Raw genomic sequence first — 20303 nt, 5'->3', positions numbered from 1 at the left:
AGTTATTATTTGTATATAAAAAAGCATCTATTCTTCCAAATTTGGATTATGATTAGAAGTTATGAAGCATGTAAGTTATGTTAGGAATCAATGTATTTTAATTTGCTTTATTTTGAGCAATCGCAGTAATTATCGAACAATTAGCTGTTTTCAATTGTTTTGTTGGATATTAAACGTATGCGATTTTAAACATCGTTTATTCCGGATTAACGGGCAGTAAGATTTTTACCTCAAAATTCAAGGAAAGCAAAGAAGTGAGGTGGGGGTGGGCTGCCCGCAAAATCCCGATTGGTAAGAGCTGATTAAAATTTCACTTTATAAATAAGAACGGTGAGTTGGCCATGAACCTTGAAGTTTCCGAAGCTGTATAATTTGTCCTGTATGATAAGCATCATGCAAAAGGATATTCATATATTGTTGCCAAACTGGTAGAGAAGGACTTAGTTGATCTAGTTCTGCTTCTTGAAGGGCGGTTAATGAAGATTGTAAGGCATCATGTACTTGAAGCGTTCGCTTTACGGTTTGCTGCCAAGCGGCATCATCATTAGGTCCACCTTGTGGATAAACGTCTCATCATTATTTTGTGGAGCAACAAATGTGTCGTCTTCATGTAAGCGGGAAAGTAGGCGTTCTTTAAAGATTAATAAATGGTTCACATTTTCCCAAATCGTATTACTGGCAGCACCTTCTGGTTGCCAACATGCTTGTTCAACCGTAAGATTCTTTAACGCTTCTGATATTGGTGGGTACCATTCTTCTTCGTAAAAAACTTGTTGGACTCCATTTTGCAACATTTCTTTTCTTCCCATTCGTATAGCCTCCTGTTCATTTTTCTTAATAAAACCAATTCTCTTTTCTCTTCAATAAACCTTTTCTATAGTTGCACAAGAGGGTGAAAGACAACTTATAACAGAGCCATTAAAAAACTTCTTTTTAATATGATACTTAATAATCAAGGCTTTAATTGAGTCAGAATGAAAAAGAGTATAAACCTTTCTCTATTTGCTCATGGATTAGAGTTTTTTGAAGTCGCAAAATAATTCTAAAAATATAGAAGGTTAAATTCGATAAAAATAGAATTTGATATATAGCAAACAAGGAGGGGATAAAAATGGAGGTCTATCACATAACGAGTAGAAAGAGGGAAACTTATAACGTTCAAGTGAAATATTCGATACTTTTCGAATGTGCGCTTGGCATTGCAGCAATTACTCATAAGAGGTTAATTGATACACTTGAAAAGAGTCAAAATGAATGGGAAGAAATTAAGAAATCATTAACAGAAGAAATGAGAGAGCACTTACAATTTGTCGAAGAAAATAATACGTGGAAAGCATTGCTTCAGTTGTTGTATGAAGAAGACATACAGGATGTATCACAGTTTCATGTTAAAATCGATTCACTTTCAGAAGAAGATTTGAAGTATATATGTTTACCGTTTTTAGGGGAGAAATATGAGAAAAAAAGACGTTTAGCCGCAAGTAGAGATGGAACTGCAATACATGAACTAAAGGAATTAACACATGATCATCAGTTTTTCTCTACGTACATTCGCTTTATATGTGATGTAGATGTACAAGTGCTGAAATCTCATTTAATTGCTGTAATGACAGGTTGGTATGAGAGTGTAATTAAGAGTGAGGAAGAAGAAATACTTTCTATATTAAAACGAGATTATGAAGCAAAAAATGAAATGAATAAAAAGATGAAGCCGGAAGAGTTTGTCGAGTGGGCGACTGGTGGCGTGAACTATATGCCAGAGCCAAGTGTTCATCACGTACTTCTTATTCCGCAAATGACGTACAGACCGTGGAATATTGAAGCAGATATTGATGATACGAAAGTATTTCATTATCCAGTTGCGAATGAAAGCATTCATCCTGAAGATCCGTATGAACCGAATTATTTTTTAGTTCAAAAACATAAGGCTCTTGGGGATGAGGCGAGATTGCGAATTGTAAAAATGTTGTTTGAAAAAGAACGTACATTACAGGAAATAACGGAAAGATTGCAGCTTGGTAAATCGACAGTACACCATCATTTGAAATTGTTACGTGCAGCGAAGTTAGTTGATATACATGATGGAAAGTATGTATTAAGGAAGAAAGCAGTGCAGTCGTTAGCGAAAGAATTAGAAGCGTTTTTGAGTAGATAATATGCAACAAGAATGTACATAAAGGGAGGAATTTAAGAGAAAAGTTGGTGAGCTATAATGAAGAGTGTATTGAAAAATCGTTCGTTCTTTTTTATGTGGATTGGTAATGCAATCTCTGAATTAGGAGGGGCTTTCGGAACGTTATGTAATTCAATTCTAGTATATGAGTTAACAGGATCAGAAATGGCTTTAAGTAGTATGTGGTTATTATATTTCATCCCATCACTCATATTGCAATTAATAAGTGGCCCATTTATTGATAAATGGAGCCGGAAGTGGATTATGATATTTTCACAATGGATACGAGCGTCCGTATTTTTATTACCTTTGGTGATGCTAGTTTCGGGTAGTATAGAAGTTTGGCACATTTATGTTGTTCAAATTGTAGTGGGACTTATTACACCACTTTATACACCTGCAAGTCAAGCAATTACACCGAGCATTGTAGGGAAAGAACAACTTCAAGATGCAAATGCGTACATTGATGGAATGACTCGCCTTATGATGTTTCTTGCGCCAGTATTAGGCGGAGTAGTCATTCATTTGATTGGAACAGAACTTACATTATCTTTCGTATGCATATGTTTATTTGTTAGTGGCACTTTCTTATTTTATATAAAAGAAAATAGAACGTCGCAACCTATTCGGAAAACGTGGCTAGAACAGTTTTTTCACGGTTTTACATATTTTTTCACAAAACCAATCATCGTTTGGCTCGGTATATTTCTTACTTTCGTGCAGTTTGGAGTAGGGGTAACGATGGTCACAAATCTTCCTTATATAAAAGACGAGCTGTCAGCGGGATATGCAGAGTACGGTTATTTCATGGCAGGTTTTCCACTTGGCTACGTAATTGGCTCAGTATTAGTCGGAAAAGTAACATATAAAAGCCGGCGTATACTTATGCTTGGAGGATTGTTTATAGGGGGACTCACATACATTTCATTAGGATTCAATCATAGTATTATCATTGCAATAATAATTGAAGTAATAGCAGGGATTTGTATTGCATTTTTCAATGTTCATAACACAACAATATGCCAACAAATCGTCCCAAATAATATGATAGGACAAGTATTTTCAGTGCGTTTATTTTTTATACGATCCGCTATGCCATTAGGTGTGTTAGTAGGGGGAATATTGAGTGAAATGTGGGGAGTAAGAGCGCTATATGTAATTATCGGTGCAGTTATATGTGTTACATCTTTAATAGGGATGTTACTTCCATATTTCAAATTTTTAGATGAGGCGATAGAAAAGAAATCAGCATAATTCAAAAAATTAAAACTTTACAATTGAAAATAATTATCATAATCAATTATAATAGAAGAATACTAGTATTCGTATAACAAAGAGGGAGTGGAATATATGTTTATCGAAACGAAAACATTTACAGTAAAAGAAGGTACATCAAATATAGTTGTAGAACGTTTTACTGGAGAAGGTATTATTGAAAAATTTGAAGGCTTCATCGATTTAAGTGTTCTCGTGAAAAAAGTAAGACGCGGCGACGAAGAAGTTGTCGTAATGATTCGCTGGGAATCGGAAGAAGCATGGAAAAACTGGGAAACAAGTGAAGAACACTTAGCTGGACATAGAGCGGGCCGTGGTAAACCAAAACCAGATCATATTATTAATGTGGATCATGCGGTTTATTATGTGAAATCATCGAAATCGGCTTATCAACAGTTGTAATATATAAGTAGAGGATACATGTTGTAGGTGCTAACATGTATCCTCTTTTTGTAGTAATGGGGGATGGAAATGATGGAGAGTTTTTCATTCATTACAAATGAAAAACATAAAAAATTGGTACAAACAATTTTAAATGAATATTTATTTAGAGATAAAGTAAATGGATTCATGCTAATTGGATCTGTTGCAAGAGGCGATGCATATCCTGAATCTGATTTAGACTTCTATATTCTTTTAGAAGACGGACAAAAGAAGAAATTTCATTCTGAAATGAGAGAAGATATTTTAGTTGAATATAAGGGTGCAGATTTTAATCAAATTCAAGTAAACTTTAAAAACAATCCGATGGAACTATACTCATTTCTAGAAGGGAAAATTTTGTTTGATAAAAGCGGTGAGTTAAAAAAGTTAAAGGAAATAGCTACATATGAATTTGAAAACTATCGTGTTTCAAGCGACAAAATGAAGGGCATTTCTCATTGGTTGCATAGTTCGCTTATTAAAATTCAATCTGCTTTAAAAGCAAATGATGAGTTAAAAGCTTCATACTTAGTTCATACGTCAACTTGGACATTGTTAGAAGGGATATGGGCTATTAATAATAAGCCAGTACCGCCAGCGGGATCTGCTTTAAGGTATATTCAAACGTTGCCGAATAAGCCAATTCATTTAGATGAGTTACTTAATAAGCTATTTTTAGGTGATACAACAGAGCGCATCCCTTCAGCAATTTTCCTGGTTGAGTGGGTTCTACACAATCTGGAAAATAAATAATGAGACTATTTTATATAGGTACATTAATATTTCACGTCGAACAGTTTATATAATTGCAGTCATAAAAAACGTTCTAGGCTATGGAGAAAAGTATTAGACTTATAAAGCATAGTCTTAGATGGAACGCTTGAATATCTTGCCTTACATATTTAAGGGTTATGAAAATGAGTCTATATCCCTTCTTTTTAAAAGGAGATGAGTACATGAAGCTGAATCATTTAAATTTATGTGTTGATGACTTATCAGAAGCGAGACATTTCTTTGAAACATTTTTTGATTTTCAATTTTTAGAGCAAAAGGGAAAGGCATTATTAGTAATGAGTGATGAGAGTGGATTTATACTGGTGCTAAGCGACCCCAAAGCATTTAAGGGGAATAAGGAAGTGATGTATCCTGAAGCTTTTCATATTGGTTTTTTAGTGGATACTTCAAATGAAGTTGATCAAGCGTATAATCGTTTAGTAGCAGGCGGCATTGAAATAGATAAGGAACCTTATTCGATGCGAGGTAGTAGTTATGGTTTTTATTTTACAGTATTTAATGGCTTATTAATTGAAGTGTCTTGTCTTGATTATAGAGAAGGTAAGAAAGTTTCAAAGCTTAATAGCGATCAACAAGAGTAATCATTTGAAGGTGTATAAAATTTAAGTATGTATCATATTAGAAGACGGATTATGAAAGTTTCACTGTAAAGTAAAAAAGACAGACTAATAAATAGTCTGTCTTTTCACATTAATTCTTCACATCATCATAAAGTTCAAGTGCCTCTTTCACATTCAATCCATTTTTCACAATGCCATGTATTGCTTGGATCATCGCAGCTGGGTGCTCGGATTGCCATATGTTTCGGCCCATGTCTACTCCAATTGCTCCTTCTTGCAATGCATTGTACGTAATGTTTAATGCGTCTTCAATTGAATCTAGTTTTGGGCCGCCCGCGATGACGACTGGGGCAGGGCATGTGCTCGTTATTTTTTCGAATCCTTCGCAGTAATACGTTTTAATAATATCAGCACCCATTTCAACACATACGCGGGAAGCAAGTGCTAGAAAGCGAGCTTCACGTTTTTGTAATTCCTTTGCGACTGCGGTAATGCCGAGTACTGGTAGGCCGTAATCATGAGCTTCAGAAACTACATTTGCGAGATTTGTAACAGTTTGTGTTTCATAGTCTGATCCGACAAAAACAGAAACGCCAACGCCAATTGCGTTTTGCTTCACTGCTTCTTTTACAGGTGTAACAATTGTTTCATTCGCTAAATCTTTACCGACGACAGTAGCGCCACCAGATACACGCATAACCATCGGTGTGCTGCAGTTTTCAGGAATGCAGGAACTAAGTACACCGCGTGTTAAAAAGAGGGAGTCTGTATACGGAAGTAAGTTTTTAACTGTTTCAAGTGGTTGTTCTAGCCCGTGAATTGGCCCTAAAAAGTAGCCGTGATCTATTGCTAACATAACCGCTCTACCATCAGGTAAAATTGTATTTAATCGATTTTTAAATCCCCAAGTCATTCAAAATCACTCCTTCGTTAATGTTGGATTTTCCGTTTGTACCGTATCTTTATTTGGTAAATGTGGTGACTTTATAAAAACAGCTTTAAAAGGTTTGTCAGAATGGTTAATCAGATAGTGAGATTCATGAGGGCGAACTTGCAGGACATCACCTTGTTTAATCGGAACTCTTTCGTTATTTACATAGAAGTCTATTTCACCTTCTAATGCATAAAAGACCTCTTCGCACGTCGTATGATAATGGTTTTGAAACTCCTGGCCCGGTTGAATGACAACAAGGCCAAGATCAATATTTGGCCCTTGTATTAAATATTTCGGCCCGTTATCACCGAAGCGATAGGAGAAGTCATTTTCATTCGCTTTTAACATACAGTTCACTCCTTTATGTAATGTGTTACAGTGCACCAGGCGCAATCCACATATGTGAGGTGAGCCCTTTATCAGCTAAAGCGAGCTGACTGTCATATACAGTTTTCCATGTTTCATAGAACTCTTTATATAGTTCGTGATTTTCAGTAACTGGTTCGAATGTTTGCTCCCACTGTACAAACTCTTCGGCAGTTTCTTCCATAGATGAATATATGCCAGCACCAACTCCAGCAGCAATCGCAGTTCCTAAAGCAGCTGCTTCTTTCACAACAGGTACTTTTACAGGAATACCGAGTACGTCTGATAGAATTTGTGGCCATAGTTTTCCTTTAGCGGCACCGCCAGCAAAAATAACTTCAGAAGGGAATGTGCCAGTTAGATTTTTTATTAATTTTAAGTTTCCAAGTGTAATGAAGGCTGCATTTTCTTCAATAGCACGAAACAGTTCTTTTTTTCCGCATTTGTCAGCGTCTAAACTTAAATTTAAGAATGAAGGTGCGGCATGACGCCAAGAAATGTAGTTCATAACGTTTGAAAAAGTAGGGATAATGCCATGTGAACCGACAGGTACGTCTTTCGCTTGTTCTTCTAGTAATTCATAAGCATCTACACCAAGTTTATCAGCAAGTTTCTTTTCTTCTTGGCAAAAAGCGTCTCGAAACCAGCGCATAACGAGACCTGGGAAAAAGGCGATTGTTTCATATTGCCATAGGTTCGGAACGACGTGACAATTTACTCGAATCGCAGCATGTGGATCTGTTATTGGCTCAGTAACATTCACTTCTTGTTGCCAAAAGCTACCCCCGCATATTAACGTTTGATTTGGTTTCACGATTCCTGTTCCGAGCGATGCCATTTGAGCATCTCCACCCCCGGCGACGACAGGAATCCCTTCACGTAATCCAGTTAATGCTGCACACTCTTTTGTAACGTTGCCAATTACTGTACCAGCTTCATTTACTGTTGGTGAAAATGGCAAAGATAGACCGCACTCCTTAGCGACATCGTTATCCCACACTCTATTTTGTAAGTCAAAAATACCTGACGTGCATCCGTTTGAGGGATCAATTTGTAGTACGCCGCTTAGTTTATATAAAATCCAATCGTTTAACATTGTAAAAGAGTAAATATTATTATAGACGTCGGGTTCATGTTTTTTTATCCAGAGTAGGCGTGGTAAAGCACCTAATGAAAAAGTTTGACCAGACTTTGTATATAAATCTTTTTCAAGATGTGACCGAATTTCTTTTAATTCACTAACTTCGACGGATGCGCGCCCATCAACATTTGCACACGCCCATATTTCTTGCCCATCTTGATCATATAAAACAAATCCTTCTCGCATACTTGTAGCGCTAATAGCAAGAATAGAAGAGGCAGGAGTGTTGCTTTTTTGAAGCACCTCTTTCGTACATTCTTGTACTAGCTTCCAATTTTCTACTACATCAAAGTTCATAGAGCCTGGATAACGAAGGTCAGATTTGTGAATCCATTCTTTTTGACTTACTGCAATTTGATTACCATGTAAATCAAAAAGAACTGCTCGAATGCTCCCTGTACCAGCATCGAAAGCTAATAAATGGGACATTAACAATCACCATCCTTTCGTAATAAGGAGAGGGCAGTTTCCTCATCGGTAATTAATGAATGAATAAACTTTCCTTTTAAGGCACCATAAATTGCATCTATCTTTTCAGTACCTCCAGCAACACCGACGACATGCTTCATATTGCGCAAAATAGAGAGGGGCGTGCCAATTAGACGATTGTGATGCGAGAGTTCTAATAAATCGCCATTTGTATTATAAAACTGTCCTAAAATATCGCCAGCACCGTTTTGACTACGAATATATGTCATCTCACGTAGTGTTAATTTTTCTTCTTTTACAATCGTAGCGTCTTGAGATAATCCCCCAATACCGACAACAGCCGTATGAGCAAGTGAAGCGACTTGAAGCATATCTTTTACACTCGGTTCTGATAGAATACTTTGTGCCATTTCGGTTGTAGACGCTAGAAACGGCGTAGGGATAATGTGAAGCTCGCCTTGCATGTAGTGTAAATAGTTTTGTTTTCTCGGGAGATAGTGATTTACCCCGCCTGTGAGCGTTACGATTGAAAGGTTGATAGAACTTTCAAAATGAATGTTTTCTAGCATTTTGCTAATTGTTTCTCCCCAGCCAATACCGAGTAAATCGCCTTGCTGGAGATGAGTTTCTAAATATTGTGCAGCAGCTTTTCCGAGAGAAGCGTGATAATTGTTTACTGGGGTAGGGATAATAAAAGCATCTTTTAAGTGGAATTTTTTCATTAGGTCACGCTCAATACTTAAACAGTGCAAACCAGTCCCTTTTACGTGAAATGTAACGATACCTTCACTCCGCGCTTTATCTAATAACCGGACGACTTTATTTCTTGAAATATGAAGAAGTGACGCGATCTCCTGTTGTGTTAATTGGTCTTTATAATAGTACCAAGCTACTTTAGTTAATAAATTTTCTTCAAAGTTCAGCTGAGTCATACTCTTCATCCCTTTCAACAATTGACCACAGCTTAAACATATGTACCATATATTTTGTTTATTCCAGTTGAAACGATTAATAGTACGTAGAAAAAAGTGTTCTAGATATAAAAAAAGGAATATACAATGCTACAAAACAAGTAGAACAAATAATCATTTTCTCAAAAAATGTTCTGGATAAAGGCAGGTGACATCATGTGGAGAACGTACCTTTATTACAAGTAAAGAAAATGAGTAAGGCGTTTTTAAATCAACTTGTATTAAAAGAAGTGAACTTACAAGTAGAGCGCGGAGATATATACGCTTTAGTGGGGGGAAATGGCGCCGGGAAATCAACATTAATGAAAATATTAACGGGGTTATATTCGTATGATGATGGAGAGATGTATGTAAAAGGAAGGAAGCAACAGTTTTCAAATCCATCAGAAGCACACCGAAAAGGTATTTATTTAATACCGCAAGAACCACTCATTTTTCCGCATATGACTATTGAAGAAAATATATGTATCGGGTTAAAAGAAAAGAAAAAGAAACTAAAAGTACAGATTCAGCAATTGATTAGCAGCTTAGGATGGGATATTGACCTTAATAAACTAGGAGGAACATTATCGATTGCGCAACAACAGTTAGTAGAAATCGTTAGAGGATTAATAAGAGAAGCTGAGATTCTTATTCTAGATGAGCCAACATCGACATTAACAACACACGAAATTAAGAGTCTTTTTGTGTTGATGAAAAGTTTACAAGAAAAAGGAATTGGGATGATTTATATTACGCATCGTTTTCCAGAAATCTTTGAAATTGCCAACAAAGTAGCAATACTACGTGATGGAATGGTTGTAAGCCAAGGTGATGTATGTGACTATACATATGACATGCTGATGGAGGGACTATTGCCAAAAGGATATAAACAGAAAGAGAAAATAGAAGTAGTTCAAGAGACAGTAAAGACGAAAAAAATATTAGAAGTGGTTGATATAAATGGTCACGCATTCGAAAATATATCATTCACTGTACATGCGGGTGAGGTTGTAGGTGTTGCTGGCATTATAGGATCTGGCAGAACGGAATTAGCAGAAGCGATATTTGGATTGAAAACTATAAAATCAGGGTCTATCTTATTGGGTGGAAAATCAATTGATACGTGTTCTTTGCATAAAAGGCTAGACGAAGGACTAGTTTATGTGCCAGAGGATAGGGCGAGGAATGGAATTTTCTCAATTGCTTCTGTTAAAGAAAATATTGCAGCAGCAAGTTTATATCAAAATAATCGCTTTTTTATAAATAAAGAAAAAGAAAGCGCTTTAGTTAATTCGTTTATAGAACAGTTCCGAATTGTTGTACAGGATATGAATAAAGAACTGGCATCTTTATCAGGGGGTAATCAGCAGAAGGTCGTGCTTGCGAAGTATCTTGCATGTAATCCTAAAATTATTATTCTTGATGAGCCGACTCGCGGAATTGATGCGAAAGCAAGGCTTGAAGTGTATGAGACGATAAAAAAAATGAAAAGGGAAGGACTCGCAATTTTATTAATCTCTTCAGATGTTGAAGAAATTGTCCAATTAGTAAACCGTGTATATGTAATGAGAAATGGGCGATTTGTTTCTCATATGGAAAAAGAACAACTGAGTGTGAATGAAGTTACACGCCTTGCATACGGAGGTGTAGCGGAATGAAACATATGTTAAAAATGCATGAAACGTCTATCATACTGTTACTACTAATTTATATAGCTATTGTAGGAATGATAAACCCTAGTTTTATTCAATTTAACTCGTTATCTTTACTGATGAAATCAAGCGTTATTTTAGTCGTGCTAGCAATCGGTCAATCGTTCGTCTTATTTACGAAAAATATAGATGTATCAGTTGGTTCAAGCATGGGGTTAAGTGCAGCAGTTTGCGGAATGATGTTAACGAATGGGTATAGTGCATTCTTGTCGATATTTGTAGCTATTATACTTGGGGCCATTATTGGTTTCGTAAATGGTATTGGAGTTGCGAAGTTTCGGGTACCAGCCATTATTATGACATTAGGCATGTTAGGAATTATTAGAGGTACAATGTTAATTTTCACAGGCGGGAAGTGGATTGAAGATATTCCAAACGATTTTAAGCAGCTGTCATCTATCATCATTCTTGGTTTACCTATAACTGTATGGTTCGTTCTTATTATTTTACTACTACTATACTTCTTTTTAAGAAAAGTGCCATTGGGAAGATACTTTTATGCGGTAGGTGATAATGAAGATGGCGCGAGGCTTATTGGTATACCTGTAAATAAAGTGAAGATATATGCGTTTATGATTTCAGGCATAAGCGCTGCGCTCGCTGGTTGCATATTTGTTATGAATATCGGTTTCGTGCCAAATCAAACAGGTACAGGATTAGAATTACAAGTAATCGCAGCCGCTGTACTAGGAGGAATTCATTTAAAAGGAGGAACAGGATCTTTATTTGGAGCTGCATTAGGAGCGTTATTTTTAGAAACAATAAGTAGCTCACTCGTCTTTTTAAAAATACCAGCATTTTGGAATAATGCTATTTCAGGTTTTTTATTATTACTTATCATCATATTAGATAGTGTTATGAAAAAGTGGAAGGCAGAAAGGAGGATGAATCTATGAAGTATGTATATAGATGGGAAGGGGTTCTAATTGTATTACTTCTTGTAGAATTCATCCTTTTTAGTTTAATAAATAGTGATTTCTTAAATATTAGTAATCTCCTTTTTAGTACAAATGATTTCCTATTTATCGCAATTGCGGCGATACCAATGACTTTTGTTATAGTAACAGGAGGAATTGATGTATCGATCGGCTCAATAATGGGGCTCACTTCGATCTTAATCGGTGTACTTTGGATGAACGGAATACCTATTTTGTTTGCTGTTATAATCGCCCTAATAATTAGTTGTTTAGCAGGCGCTTTAAACGGACTGATTATAAAAATGACGGATGTAGAACCACTCGTCGTTACACTCGGAACGATGTTTTTATACGGGGGAATTGCCCTCGTCATTTCAGGAGGGGCAGGTGCTTCTGGGTATGAAGGAATAAGCGGTTTACCAGACGTATTTGTACAACTGGCAAATGGTAGTTTTATAGGAATACCGAATTTATTATGGCTACTGATCGTATTAACAGTTTTATGTACTGTATTATTTCATCGAACTATATACGGGCGCCATGTAAAATTAACAGGTGCGAACGAAAATGCAGCAAAATACACTGGGATTAAAACGAAAAAAGTAGTCATTATTGCTTACATACTTTCAGGGTTAGGAGGTGGATTAGGAGGCGCTTTCTTAACTGCCTACTTCGGTTCCGCACGTGCTGATATGGGAAGTGAAACAATTTTACCAATCATTACAGCAGTCGTCTTAGGCGGTACACTTATTACAGGCGGAAAAGGAAGCATTATTGGTACTTTACTGGCGAGTATTTTCATTGGGCTCATGCAGTATGGCTTGCAAATGACGGGTTTAACAAATGAACAATCCAATGTAGTAATAGGTATTATCCTTATTCTTTCAGTTATTATGAGACATTTCAAATTACATCAATTCTTAGCGGAGAAAAGAAAGAATTTGCATAAGGGGGAAATGTCATGAAGAGAAAACTGGGGATTGTATTGATTGTATGTATTTGTTTAATCGGTTTAATTGCGTGTTCTAGCCAAACAGCAGATAAGAAAAAGGTTGATGATGTGAAATTTGCATTTATTCCGAAATTAACAGGAGTTGGTTTCTTCACATCGGGTGGTGAAGGGGCAAAAGAGATGGGAGATAAGTTAGGCGTGCAAGTGAAGTATGATGGACCGTCTGAAGCGAGTGTTTCAGGGCAAGTTAAATATATAAACAATTTCATTAATCAAAACTATGATGCGATTATGGTTTCATCTACGTCAGTGGATGGGTTATCGCAATCACTGCAACGTGCTAAGAAAAAAGGGATGACGGTGTTAACATGGGATTCTGATGTGAATCCGAAAGATCGTTCTTTTTATATCAGCCAAGGAACACCAGACCAACTTGCTAATTTATTAATAGAAATGACTTCAAAGCAAATTGGAGATAAAGGAAAAGTAGCCTTCTTTTATTCTAGCCCGACAGTAACGGATCAAAACCAATGGGTAACGAAAGCGAAAGAAATTATTAAAAAGAAATATCCGAACTGGGAAATTGTAACGACGCAGTACGGTGAAAATAATGCGCAAAAGTCTTTGTCAGTAGGAGAGAATATTTTAAAAACGTATCCTGATATTAATGCAGTCATTTGTCCAGATGCAACGGCACTTCCGGCAATGGCACAAGCAGCTGAAAATTTAAAAATGGATAAAAAGGTTGTCGTAACTGGCTTCTCTACACCAAACGTTATGCGTGATTACGTAAAACGAGGAACAGTAGCACAATTTGGTTTATGGGATGTAAAACAACAAGGTGCTCTCGCAACGTATGTAGCAAATGAAATTGTTGTAAAAGGGAAGAAGTTAAAAGTAGGGGATAGCTTCGAAGTAAAAGGAATTGGAAAAGTGAAGGTAGAGCCAAACTCCATTCAAGGATATGATTATGAGGCAGAAGGGAATGGAATTATCGTATTACCAGAACGAGTTGTATTTACGAAAGATAATATTGATAAGTATAATTTTTAGTAGACAAAAAAACGTCCGAATATATCGGACGTTTTTTTATTTCTTCATTAATTATGAACAGTTTCTTTTTCGTTTAATCCAAGTGTACGACCAGTAGAAGTGTGAAGATCTTGGAACAATCTTGGATTTTCAGTTAGTGAAATGCCATATGAAGGAATCATTTCTTTTATTTTTTCTTCCCATTCTACCATGCGGCTTGGGAAACATTTTTCTAATACTTCAAGCATGACGTGAACAGCAGTAGAAGCACCTGGTGATGCGCCTAGTAATGCGGCGATTGAGCCGTCAGCTGCACTTACTACTTCTGTACCAAATTGAAGTGTCCCTTTACCACCAGCATCAGTATCTTTAATTACTTGTACACGTTGCCCAGCAACTACAATATCCCAATCTTCACTTTTCGCGTTCGGAATGAATTCGCGTAATTCTTCCATACGTTTTTCATGTGATAACATAACTTGCTGAATTAAGTATTTTGTAAGTCCCATTTCTTTTACACCAGCGGCTAACATCGTTAAGACGTTATTCGGTTTTACAGAACCGATTAAGTCAAGATTTGAACCTGTTTTTAAGAATTTAGGTGAGAAGCCTGCGAATGGTCCAAACAGTAAAGCTTTTTTATTGTCTATATATCTCGTATCTAGATGAGGTACAGACATTGGCGGAGCACCAACCTTAGCTTTACCGTACACTTTCGCATGATGTTGCTCTACAACTTTTTGGTTTTTACATACCATAAATAGTCCACTTACCGGGAATCCACCGATATGTTTTGATTCAGGGATACCAGTCTTTTGAAGTAGAGGTAGGCTACCGCCACCGCCGCCAATAAAGACGAATTTAGCAGTATGATGCTCAATTTTACCACTATTCATATCGTGTACTTTTACTTCCCACAAACCATTTTTCGTGCGCTTAATATTTTCGACACTATGCTTGTAGTTTAGCTCGACATTTTTTGTTTTTAAGTAATCAAATAACATACGTGTTAATGCACCGAAGTTAACATCTGTTCCAGAGTCAATCTTCGTTGCCGCCATCGGTTCATTAGATGTGCGGCCTTCCATAATGAGTGGAAGCCATTTTTTTAATGTTTCAGGAGCATCAGAAAATTCCATTCCTTGAAACAGTGGATTTTTTGAAAGCGCTTCAAAACGTTTTTTTAGAAACTCAACATTTTTTTCCCCTTGTACTAAACTCATATGAGGTAGTGGCATAATAAAATCTTGTGGATTACGAATTAATTTGCTCTTTACAAGATATGCCCAAAATTGTCTTGAAAGCTGGAATTGCTCATTCACTTTTACAGCCTTACTAATATCTATAGATCCGTCAGCTTTTTCGGAAGTATAGTTCAGTTCGCATAGCGCAGAATGCCCTGTACCTGCATTATTCCATTCGTTAGAGCTTTCTTCCCCGGCACTTGCGAGTTTTTCAAAAACTTTAATTTCCCATTCTGGTGCTAATTCTTTTAGTAATGAGCCTAACGTTGCACTCATAATTCCTGCACCAATTAAGATAACGTCTGTTTTTTGCTGCATGTTGCTCATGATAATCTCTCCATCCCCTATATTGGCAAAAAAGTGTAGGTGTTTTCTATGTCTAAGCCGTAAAAGAGAAACACCGCCTAGGCCCCACCTAGGTGTATACCTTTTTTGTCTCAATTATATAACCATCTCATACTCTATTATAATAATTAATAGACTAAAATATCTAGTGTTATCTGATAATTTTAAACTATTTAACGTTTTATTCGCTAAAAATCTTATTTAACAAGCTCTTTTAAGGTGATAAATAGAAAAAAATTACAGTTTGAAATTATCTCGAAAAAGCTTACGTATCCTTAAGTGACTAAATCGAGTACCTTTTTATAGGATTATTCTTTCTGTAATGGTAAGATTATTCTGAAAAATAAAAAGGAGGGACTCTAATGTGCACAAAAGAACAAATTTCAAACTTATTTCGAAACTTTTCAATAAAGGAATGTAAAGGGTCAAGTGATTTATATGAATATTTATCAATGAAAATTGCTGAAGATGAGGAAGTACTTACACTATCGTCCTATGCTCAGGTAGGTCAACCAGTCCCAAACTTACTATTAGGTGCAGTACATTATTTATTGCTAGCAGGGAAAGAACATCATTTAAAAACGTATTATAGTAGTTTAGTTGAAAATGCTGATACAAATTTAGATAAAGCTTTTAATCATTTTAAAGATTTCTGTAAAGAGTACCGAGAAGAAATCATTACTTTGTTACAAACGAAACTCGTTCAAACAAATGAAGTAAGACGGTGCGCATACTTATACCCAAGTTTCTGCTACATATTTAACAAAGTGAAGAAGCCGTTAGCGTTAATTGAAATTGGGACAAGTTCTGGGTTGCAACTGTTCTGGGACCAATATAGTTATTCGTACGGGACGGATGAAATGTACGGAAATATAAATTCAAATGTGCATGTAACTTCTGAAATAAGAGGGACGAATGTGCCGCATTTTCTAAAAGAAAGCCCATCTGTCGTAGAAAGAATTGGACTGGACTTACATGTGAATGATTTACATAATAAGGAAGATTATTTATGGTTACGTGCTTTAATTTGGCCAGAACATAAAGAAAGGCTTGAGATGTTTGATCAAGCTGCATCTTTAGTGAAAAATGAATCTGTCCAATTAATAGAAGGAGACGGTGTAGAGCTATTATCATCTATTATTGAACAAATAAGTGAAGAAGCTGTTATTTGTATTTTCCATACACATGTTGCAAATCAAATACCAGAACAAGTAAAACATAAGTTAGAAAAACAAATACAAGAAATTGGAGCAAAACGTGATGTATTCCACCTGTATAACAACATGTGGGATCGTGACCTTCATATTGATTATTATATTAACGGAAACGAATATCGTGAAACGGTTGGAGAAACAGAAGGGCATGGGAGATGGTTTAGCTGGAAGATTGGAAATGAGACGCTTATTTAGATTAATAGGGGCGCCCTCACTTGTAAAAGATGGATCCATAGGCTCAAGCATTGACTAAATGGTTAAGGAATAAATGTATTAGTAACATACGAAAAATGCTTCGGAGAAATCCTAAGCATTTTTTGAATTACATTTAAACCCCATAATGGATCATGTACTTCTGTTCTGCTGCAGCTTGTACAATTTTTGAAGCTAACTCATTCAGCTCATCAGATTTTCTGAAGAACTTTGAGGATGTAACTGTTTCATAGAAAATTGCTAATGATTCAGGCGGGATAATTGTAATACCACAATAAGCTAAACCGTATTTCTGATTTTTGACTGTATGGAAGTAGGTTTTCATAATTGATAAATTTTGATTTAAACTACTGATAATATCATCATCAACAGATATACAATGATATTTCTCTGGTGTATAATCTTCGTAATTTTTTTGAGAAGTAAAATCGTCAATTATTCCAAAATCATGGACACATGCCATCATTATCATCCTTTCAACTTTAATAAAGTGAGTTCTATTAAAGTAAAATCGTCATTTTGTTTACGTATAATAGAAATGATTATGTAGTTCATTAGTATAGTACTTCATAAAATATCTTCGTTTCTTCTTCGTGAAGACAGTTTACTTATCGGTAAACTCATCGGGAGCCCAAGTGGCGATTTCATTCCCAGGTGCAGCGACTACAAGCCATTGCTCACATAGGACACCAGCTTGCCAACATTCATAATAATCATGAAAACCATTTAAAAAAATAATTTGTCCACTCTCTAATGTAATAATTAAATGAGGGCTTTCTAAGCCAAGTTGTATATCGGTAACTTTTTGTCTTCTTATCTTACATATTCTTTCATATTCTTCTTTCTCAGAATAAACTTCAAATTCATCTTCATTTAATGGGTAGCTTTTTTGAGGTTTATTAAATAAACACCATTTGGATTCGATATTGATATATAATTGTCCGTCATAATCAACTGAGTCGTGAAAGTTTGTGAAATGAATCTTTATAGCGCCTGGAGAAATACCAAATTGTAATCCATCAACTTGTGATCCGATGAATAGATTTTTCAACACTTTTTCAGCGTGAATTTTATCCTCTGTATTCATTATTGAATTCCTCCTTTTCATAAAAATATACCTTATATTTTTATTGTAATAAATAAATTTTCATGTAAAATGAACCTTTTGTGAAAAACGAGCGAATATAGTGTGAAGGATTATGAGAGGGGAACGGAGCTTTGGATGAAGTACAATTAAAAGAATGGCTATATAAACGAAAGTATGTTATCTAAAAAAGACCTTGAGAAAGTGTTACTTTCGATTGTTGAATAGATATTTAGTAAAAGAAGCAACTAATAATTATATTATGTAAACTCTTTTTGTAAAACACCCATAAAAAAATGGATGTTTTATATTTTGATATATTAGGTGGAATATATAGTTTAAAAAAGCGGAATACTTTGCGGAAAGTTAAAGACATTTTTCGCAAAGTATTCCGCTTTTACTTCCATTAATCGGTCAAAGTTGCAACTGAAGTATGCATCTGGCCAATTTTTAATGGATAGGTCAGGAGTATTAACATAGACACCTTTTGTAAATGGAAGCATTGCTAAGCGGAAGTCTTCAACCCATCGAATACTTCCACCAGCACCTTCTGGCTGTTCCCAAGTAGCGAATATTGGCATGTTTGATAGTGCTTTTCGGTAAAAGTAAGCAGTTGCCTCATTTGGCACCTCAACAACAGCACCGCCTAATCTGTGGAAAAATACGGAGGTGGTGGAAAAGGGTAAGTTAAATCGTAATTTCTATTTGATTGCCTTCTGGATCGCCTATTACACTTTCATAATAGCCATCTCCAGTAAAACGTGGTCCATTTAATAAAGGATAACCAGCATCTTTTATCACCTTTGTTAGTTCATTCACACGTTCTTCACTACCGACAGAAAAAGCCATATGAGTATAGCCGGTTATGTTTAAATTAGGCTTATTTTCAATCCCTTTTTTACGCATAAGTTCAAGTCTTGCTCCAGATTCGAACGTAATAAAATAAGATTCAAATTGTTTCGTTTTATTATGATATAAAGAGTTTGCTTTACCATTAAAGTATTTCATATAAAAATCACGCATACATTCTAAGTCATTTACCCAAATTGCAATATGTTCAATTTTCATAGGTTTCACCAATCCTATCTGTATCAATTAGGCTTCCACTGTATTAAATTTGCATTTGCATTGCAACAATTTTGCTTCGCTATTAAAGCTAGTTGTTAATTTTTGATTATGTACGTACATACAATATGTAATTAAGTGAATGACCATCATAGTAATTACAGAAAAGGGTGAATGAAGCATATGAATCAATTTGAGCAAATGATGTACGTTGGTGTCATCATGTCTATTGTACTATCCGTAATGATTTTAGGGTCCTTATATTATAATCCTCGACTTTCGTTAACTGATTATCCGAAAGATATTCAAAAAGTAGTTTTTCCAAAATCGATTCATGAAAAAAAGCAAACCATTTATTTTAATATTGTATATAATACTATTCTTTTCGGTACTCCTTTCGTTTCTACATATATACTACATAAGCATGAAAAGTTAATGTATATGGATGCCTATTTACACACTTTTGGTATTTTAATGATTTTCAATTTAGTAGATTTACTTATAATTGATTGGCTAATTTTTTGCTGGATTACTCCAAGGTTTGTTGTGATTCCTAGTACGGAAGGTATGAAAGGATATAAAGATTATAAGTTTCATTTAAGAGGGGCTATTGTCGCTACTCAAATTTTAGCAATCGTAAGTTTATTTTTGGCGGGAATTGCCACAACTATTTAGTGTGAAGAAGGGCATGGAGCTTTTATAAAAGATAAGGAGATTTATAATATATAGAATTAGAAATGAGAATTTGATAGTATTGGAGTAAGGAGTTTTAATAACAGTATATTAAACAATATTAATATACTGTTGCAAATGTTTTGATATTATGTAAAATTATACAATTTTACGGAGGCATTTGATAAAATTCAAAAAAATTTAATGGAGGCTAATATGAAAAAAGTAATTGGCGCAGCAACAGCAACTGTTTTTGGATTGGGAGCGTTTACCACAACTGCTACCGCAGAAACAATCGTAACAGCAGATGTACTTAACGTACGTGAAAAACCGACTACAGAATCAAAAGTGGTCGAAAAAGTAAAGAATGGGCAAGAGTTAAAAGTCATAAATACCGAAGATGGCTGGTCAAAAATTGAGTTGAATGGTAAAGAAGTGTTTGTAAGTTCGGAGTTTACAAAAGATGTATATCATGTAACGGCGAATTTGTTAAATGTACGTACTGAAGCAAACACAGATTCAGAAATTCTTGGCAGACTAAAAAAAGATGATGTAATTGAATCAACGCATCAAGTAAAAGACGGATGGCTGCAATTTGAGTATAAAGGAAAAACTGCTTATGCAAACGTTTCTTTCCTATCAAGTACAGCACCAACTGAAAAGAAAACCGAAGAGAAAACGAAGCAAGTAGCGAAAGTACAAAAATCAGTTAAAGAAAAGAAAGAAGTAAAGACGCAGAAAGTAGCAAAAGCGAAAGAAACAACGAAAGCACAAGAAATAGTAAAGCCTAAAGAAGAGGCAAAA

General features: G+C 35.5%; 21 protein-coding genes and 1 pseudogene. 12 read left to right on the top strand and 10 right to left on the bottom strand.

What is annotated here, in order from left to right:
• Positions 1–315: 315 nt before the first annotated feature.
• Positions 316–809: pseudogene (locus MR107_RS00110) on the bottom strand (DinB family protein).
• 302 nt (positions 810–1111) lie between these two features.
• On the opposite strand from MR107_RS00110, the gene MR107_RS00105 reads away from it, so the two are divergent.
• From MR107_RS00105 to MR107_RS00085, 5 genes are all read left to right on the top strand, one after another.
• Entirely contained in the window at positions 1112–2155 is a 1044-nt protein-coding gene (locus MR107_RS00105; protein WP_025687459.1) for an ArsR/SmtB family transcription factor, read from the top strand.
• 57 nt (positions 2156–2212) lie between these two features.
• Positions 2213–3427, top strand: a complete 1215-nt coding sequence (locus MR107_RS00100) for an MFS transporter (protein WP_242291967.1) — start codon at positions 2213–2215, stop codon at positions 3425–3427.
• 96 nt (positions 3428–3523) lie between these two features.
• Positions 3524–3850 (top strand): heme-degrading monooxygenase HmoA, encoded by a 327-nt coding sequence (gene hmoA, locus MR107_RS00095; RefSeq protein ID WP_000469497.1) that lies wholly within the window; start codon positions 3524–3526, stop codon positions 3848–3850.
• A gap of 69 nt (positions 3851–3919) precedes the next feature.
• Positions 3920–4624: a nucleotidyltransferase domain-containing protein gene (locus MR107_RS00090; protein ID WP_242291966.1), complete on the top strand. Its 705-nt coding sequence runs from the start codon at positions 3920–3922 to the stop codon at positions 4622–4624.
• 203 nt (positions 4625–4827) lie between these two features.
• Positions 4828–5247, top strand: a complete 420-nt coding sequence (locus MR107_RS00085; RefSeq protein WP_000773073.1) for a VOC family protein — start codon at positions 4828–4830, stop codon at positions 5245–5247.
• A 109-nt stretch (positions 5248–5356) separates the two neighbouring features.
• On the opposite strand, the gene lsrF is transcribed toward MR107_RS00085, so the two are convergent.
• Genes lsrF through MR107_RS00065 form a run of 4 tightly spaced genes read right to left on the bottom strand, consistent with a single transcriptional unit; the run spans position 5357 to position 9028 of the window.
• Positions 5357–6139 (bottom strand): 3-hydroxy-5-phosphonooxypentane-2,4-dione thiolase, encoded by a 783-nt coding sequence (gene lsrF, locus MR107_RS00080; RefSeq protein WP_000219782.1) that lies wholly within the window; start codon positions 6137–6139, stop codon positions 5357–5359.
• Between the two features lie 6 nt (positions 6140–6145).
• On the bottom strand, positions 6146–6508 hold the full coding sequence (locus tag MR107_RS00075; RefSeq protein WP_000909986.1) for a cupin domain-containing protein: 363 nt from the start codon (positions 6506–6508) through the stop codon (positions 6146–6148).
• A 25-nt stretch (positions 6509–6533) separates the two neighbouring features.
• A complete protein-coding gene (lsrK, locus tag MR107_RS00070; protein WP_000018815.1) occupies positions 6534–8096 on the bottom strand; it encodes an autoinducer-2 kinase in 1563 nt (520 codons plus the stop codon).
• Entirely contained in the window at positions 8096–9028 is a 933-nt protein-coding gene (locus MR107_RS00065) for a sugar-binding transcriptional regulator (protein WP_000192709.1), read from the bottom strand. Before MR107_RS00065 ends, lsrK begins: the two co-directional genes overlap by 1 nt.
• Positions 9029–9225: 197 nt before the next feature.
• Here MR107_RS00065 and MR107_RS00060 point away from each other — a divergent pair, with 197 nt between their 5' ends.
• From MR107_RS00060 to lsrB, 4 genes are read left to right on the top strand one after another with little or no spacing between them, the layout of a single operon-like run.
• Positions 9226–10707 carry a sugar ABC transporter ATP-binding protein gene (locus MR107_RS00060; RefSeq protein WP_000432615.1) on the top strand — a complete coding sequence of 494 codons (1482 nt, stop codon included), beginning with the start codon at positions 9226–9228 and terminating at the stop codon, positions 10705–10707.
• On the top strand, positions 10704–11657 hold the full coding sequence (locus tag MR107_RS00055; protein WP_000682144.1) for an ABC transporter permease subunit: 954 nt from the start codon (positions 10704–10706) through the stop codon (positions 11655–11657). The genes MR107_RS00060 and MR107_RS00055 overlap by 4 nt, the downstream gene beginning before the upstream one ends.
• On the top strand, positions 11654–12643 hold the full coding sequence (locus MR107_RS00050) for an ABC transporter permease (protein ID WP_242291965.1): 990 nt from the start codon (positions 11654–11656) through the stop codon (positions 12641–12643). Before MR107_RS00055 ends, MR107_RS00050 begins: the two co-directional genes overlap by 4 nt.
• On the top strand, positions 12640–13683 hold the full coding sequence (gene lsrB, locus MR107_RS00045; protein WP_000823660.1) for an autoinducer 2 ABC transporter substrate-binding protein LsrB: 1044 nt from the start codon (positions 12640–12642) through the stop codon (positions 13681–13683). Before MR107_RS00050 ends, lsrB begins: the two co-directional genes overlap by 4 nt.
• A gap of 47 nt (positions 13684–13730) precedes the next feature.
• Here the strand turns inward: lsrB and MR107_RS00040 are convergent, their stop codons facing one another.
• Positions 13731–15233, bottom strand: a complete 1503-nt coding sequence (locus tag MR107_RS00040) for a malate:quinone oxidoreductase (RefSeq protein ID WP_119683571.1) — start codon at positions 15231–15233, stop codon at positions 13731–13733.
• Between the two features lie 380 nt (positions 15234–15613).
• Here MR107_RS00040 and MR107_RS00035 point away from each other — a divergent pair, with 380 nt between their 5' ends.
• Positions 15614–16660, top strand: a complete 1047-nt coding sequence (locus MR107_RS00035; protein WP_000337441.1) for a DUF2332 domain-containing protein — start codon at positions 15614–15616, stop codon at positions 16658–16660.
• 133 nt (positions 16661–16793) lie between these two features.
• Here the strand turns inward: MR107_RS00035 and MR107_RS00030 are convergent, their stop codons facing one another.
• The 4 genes from MR107_RS00030 to MR107_RS00015 all read right to left on the bottom strand — a co-directional run bounded on the left by MR107_RS00030 (position 16794) and on the right by MR107_RS00015 (position 18830).
• Positions 16794–17144, bottom strand: a complete 351-nt coding sequence (locus MR107_RS00030; protein WP_001999997.1) for a hypothetical protein — start codon at positions 17142–17144, stop codon at positions 16794–16796.
• A gap of 138 nt (positions 17145–17282) precedes the next feature.
• The gene (locus tag MR107_RS00025) at positions 17283–17765 is read right to left on the bottom strand and encodes a hypothetical protein (RefSeq protein ID WP_001090913.1); all 483 of its coding nucleotides are present in this window, start codon (positions 17763–17765) and stop codon (positions 17283–17285) included.
• A 335-nt stretch (positions 17766–18100) separates the two neighbouring features.
• Positions 18101–18391 (bottom strand): BBE domain-containing protein, encoded by a 291-nt coding sequence (locus MR107_RS00020; RefSeq protein WP_002041349.1) that lies wholly within the window; start codon positions 18389–18391, stop codon positions 18101–18103.
• 58 nt (positions 18392–18449) lie between these two features.
• On the bottom strand, positions 18450–18830 hold the full coding sequence (locus tag MR107_RS00015; protein ID WP_000687535.1) for a VOC family protein: 381 nt from the start codon (positions 18828–18830) through the stop codon (positions 18450–18452).
• Positions 18831–19010: 180 nt separating this feature from the next.
• Between MR107_RS00015 and MR107_RS00010 the strand changes: the two genes are divergently transcribed.
• Complete coding sequence (locus tag MR107_RS00010) at positions 19011–19502, top strand: hypothetical protein (RefSeq protein ID WP_001071244.1); 492 nt, start codon at positions 19011–19013, stop codon at positions 19500–19502.
• A gap of 213 nt (positions 19503–19715) precedes the next feature.
• A partial coding sequence (locus tag MR107_RS00005; RefSeq protein ID WP_242291964.1) for an SH3 domain-containing protein occupies positions 19716–20303 on the top strand: 588 nt, incomplete at its 3' end.

The sequence above is a fragment of the Bacillus cereus group sp. BfR-BA-01441 genome, from assembly GCF_022663075.1.
In the GTDB taxonomy this organism is placed as follows: domain Bacteria; phylum Bacillota; class Bacilli; order Bacillales; family Bacillaceae_G; genus Bacillus_A; species Bacillus_A cereus.
The sequence above is the reverse complement of the archived record's forward strand: the minus strand, read 5'-3'. Positions and strand labels throughout refer to the sequence as shown.

Coding starts and splice junctions, on each gene's coding strand:
- MR107_RS00105 (WP_025687459.1), top strand. CDS start 1,112: ATGGAGGTCTATCACATAACGAGTAGAAAGAGGGAAACTTATAACGTT.
- MR107_RS00100 (WP_242291967.1), top strand. CDS start 2,213: ATGAAGAGTGTATTGAAAAATCGTTCGTTCTTTTTTATGTGGATTGGT.
- hmoA (WP_000469497.1), top strand. CDS start 3,524: ATGTTTATCGAAACGAAAACATTTACAGTAAAAGAAGGTACATCAAAT.
- MR107_RS00090 (WP_242291966.1), top strand. CDS start 3,920: ATGATGGAGAGTTTTTCATTCATTACAAATGAAAAACATAAAAAATTG.
- MR107_RS00085 (WP_000773073.1), top strand. CDS start 4,828: ATGAAGCTGAATCATTTAAATTTATGTGTTGATGACTTATCAGAAGCG.
- lsrF (WP_000219782.1), bottom strand. CDS start 6,139: ATGACTTGGGGATTTAAAAATCGATTAAATACAATTTTACCTGATGGT.
- MR107_RS00075 (WP_000909986.1), bottom strand. CDS start 6,508: ATGTTAAAAGCGAATGAAAATGACTTCTCCTATCGCTTCGGTGATAAC.
- lsrK (WP_000018815.1), bottom strand. CDS start 8,096: ATGTCCCATTTATTAGCTTTCGATGCTGGTACAGGGAGCATTCGAGCA.
- MR107_RS00065 (WP_000192709.1), bottom strand. CDS start 9,028: ATGACTCAGCTGAACTTTGAAGAAAATTTATTAACTAAAGTAGCTTGG.
- MR107_RS00055 (WP_000682144.1), top strand. CDS start 10,704: ATGAAACATATGTTAAAAATGCATGAAACGTCTATCATACTGTTACTA.
- MR107_RS00050 (WP_242291965.1), top strand. CDS start 11,654: ATGAAGTATGTATATAGATGGGAAGGGGTTCTAATTGTATTACTTCTT.
- lsrB (WP_000823660.1), top strand. CDS start 12,640: ATGAAGAGAAAACTGGGGATTGTATTGATTGTATGTATTTGTTTAATC.
- MR107_RS00040 (WP_119683571.1), bottom strand. CDS start 15,233: ATGAGCAACATGCAGCAAAAAACAGACGTTATCTTAATTGGTGCAGGA.
- MR107_RS00035 (WP_000337441.1), top strand. CDS start 15,614: ATGTGCACAAAAGAACAAATTTCAAACTTATTTCGAAACTTTTCAATA.
- MR107_RS00030 (WP_001999997.1), bottom strand. CDS start 17,144: ATGATGGCATGTGTCCATGATTTTGGAATAATTGACGATTTTACTTCT.
- MR107_RS00025 (WP_001090913.1), bottom strand. CDS start 17,765: ATGAATACAGAGGATAAAATTCACGCTGAAAAAGTGTTGAAAAATCTA.
- MR107_RS00015 (WP_000687535.1), bottom strand. CDS start 18,830: ATGAAAATTGAACATATTGCAATTTGGGTAAATGACTTAGAATGTATG.
- MR107_RS00010 (WP_001071244.1), top strand. CDS start 19,011: ATGAATCAATTTGAGCAAATGATGTACGTTGGTGTCATCATGTCTATT.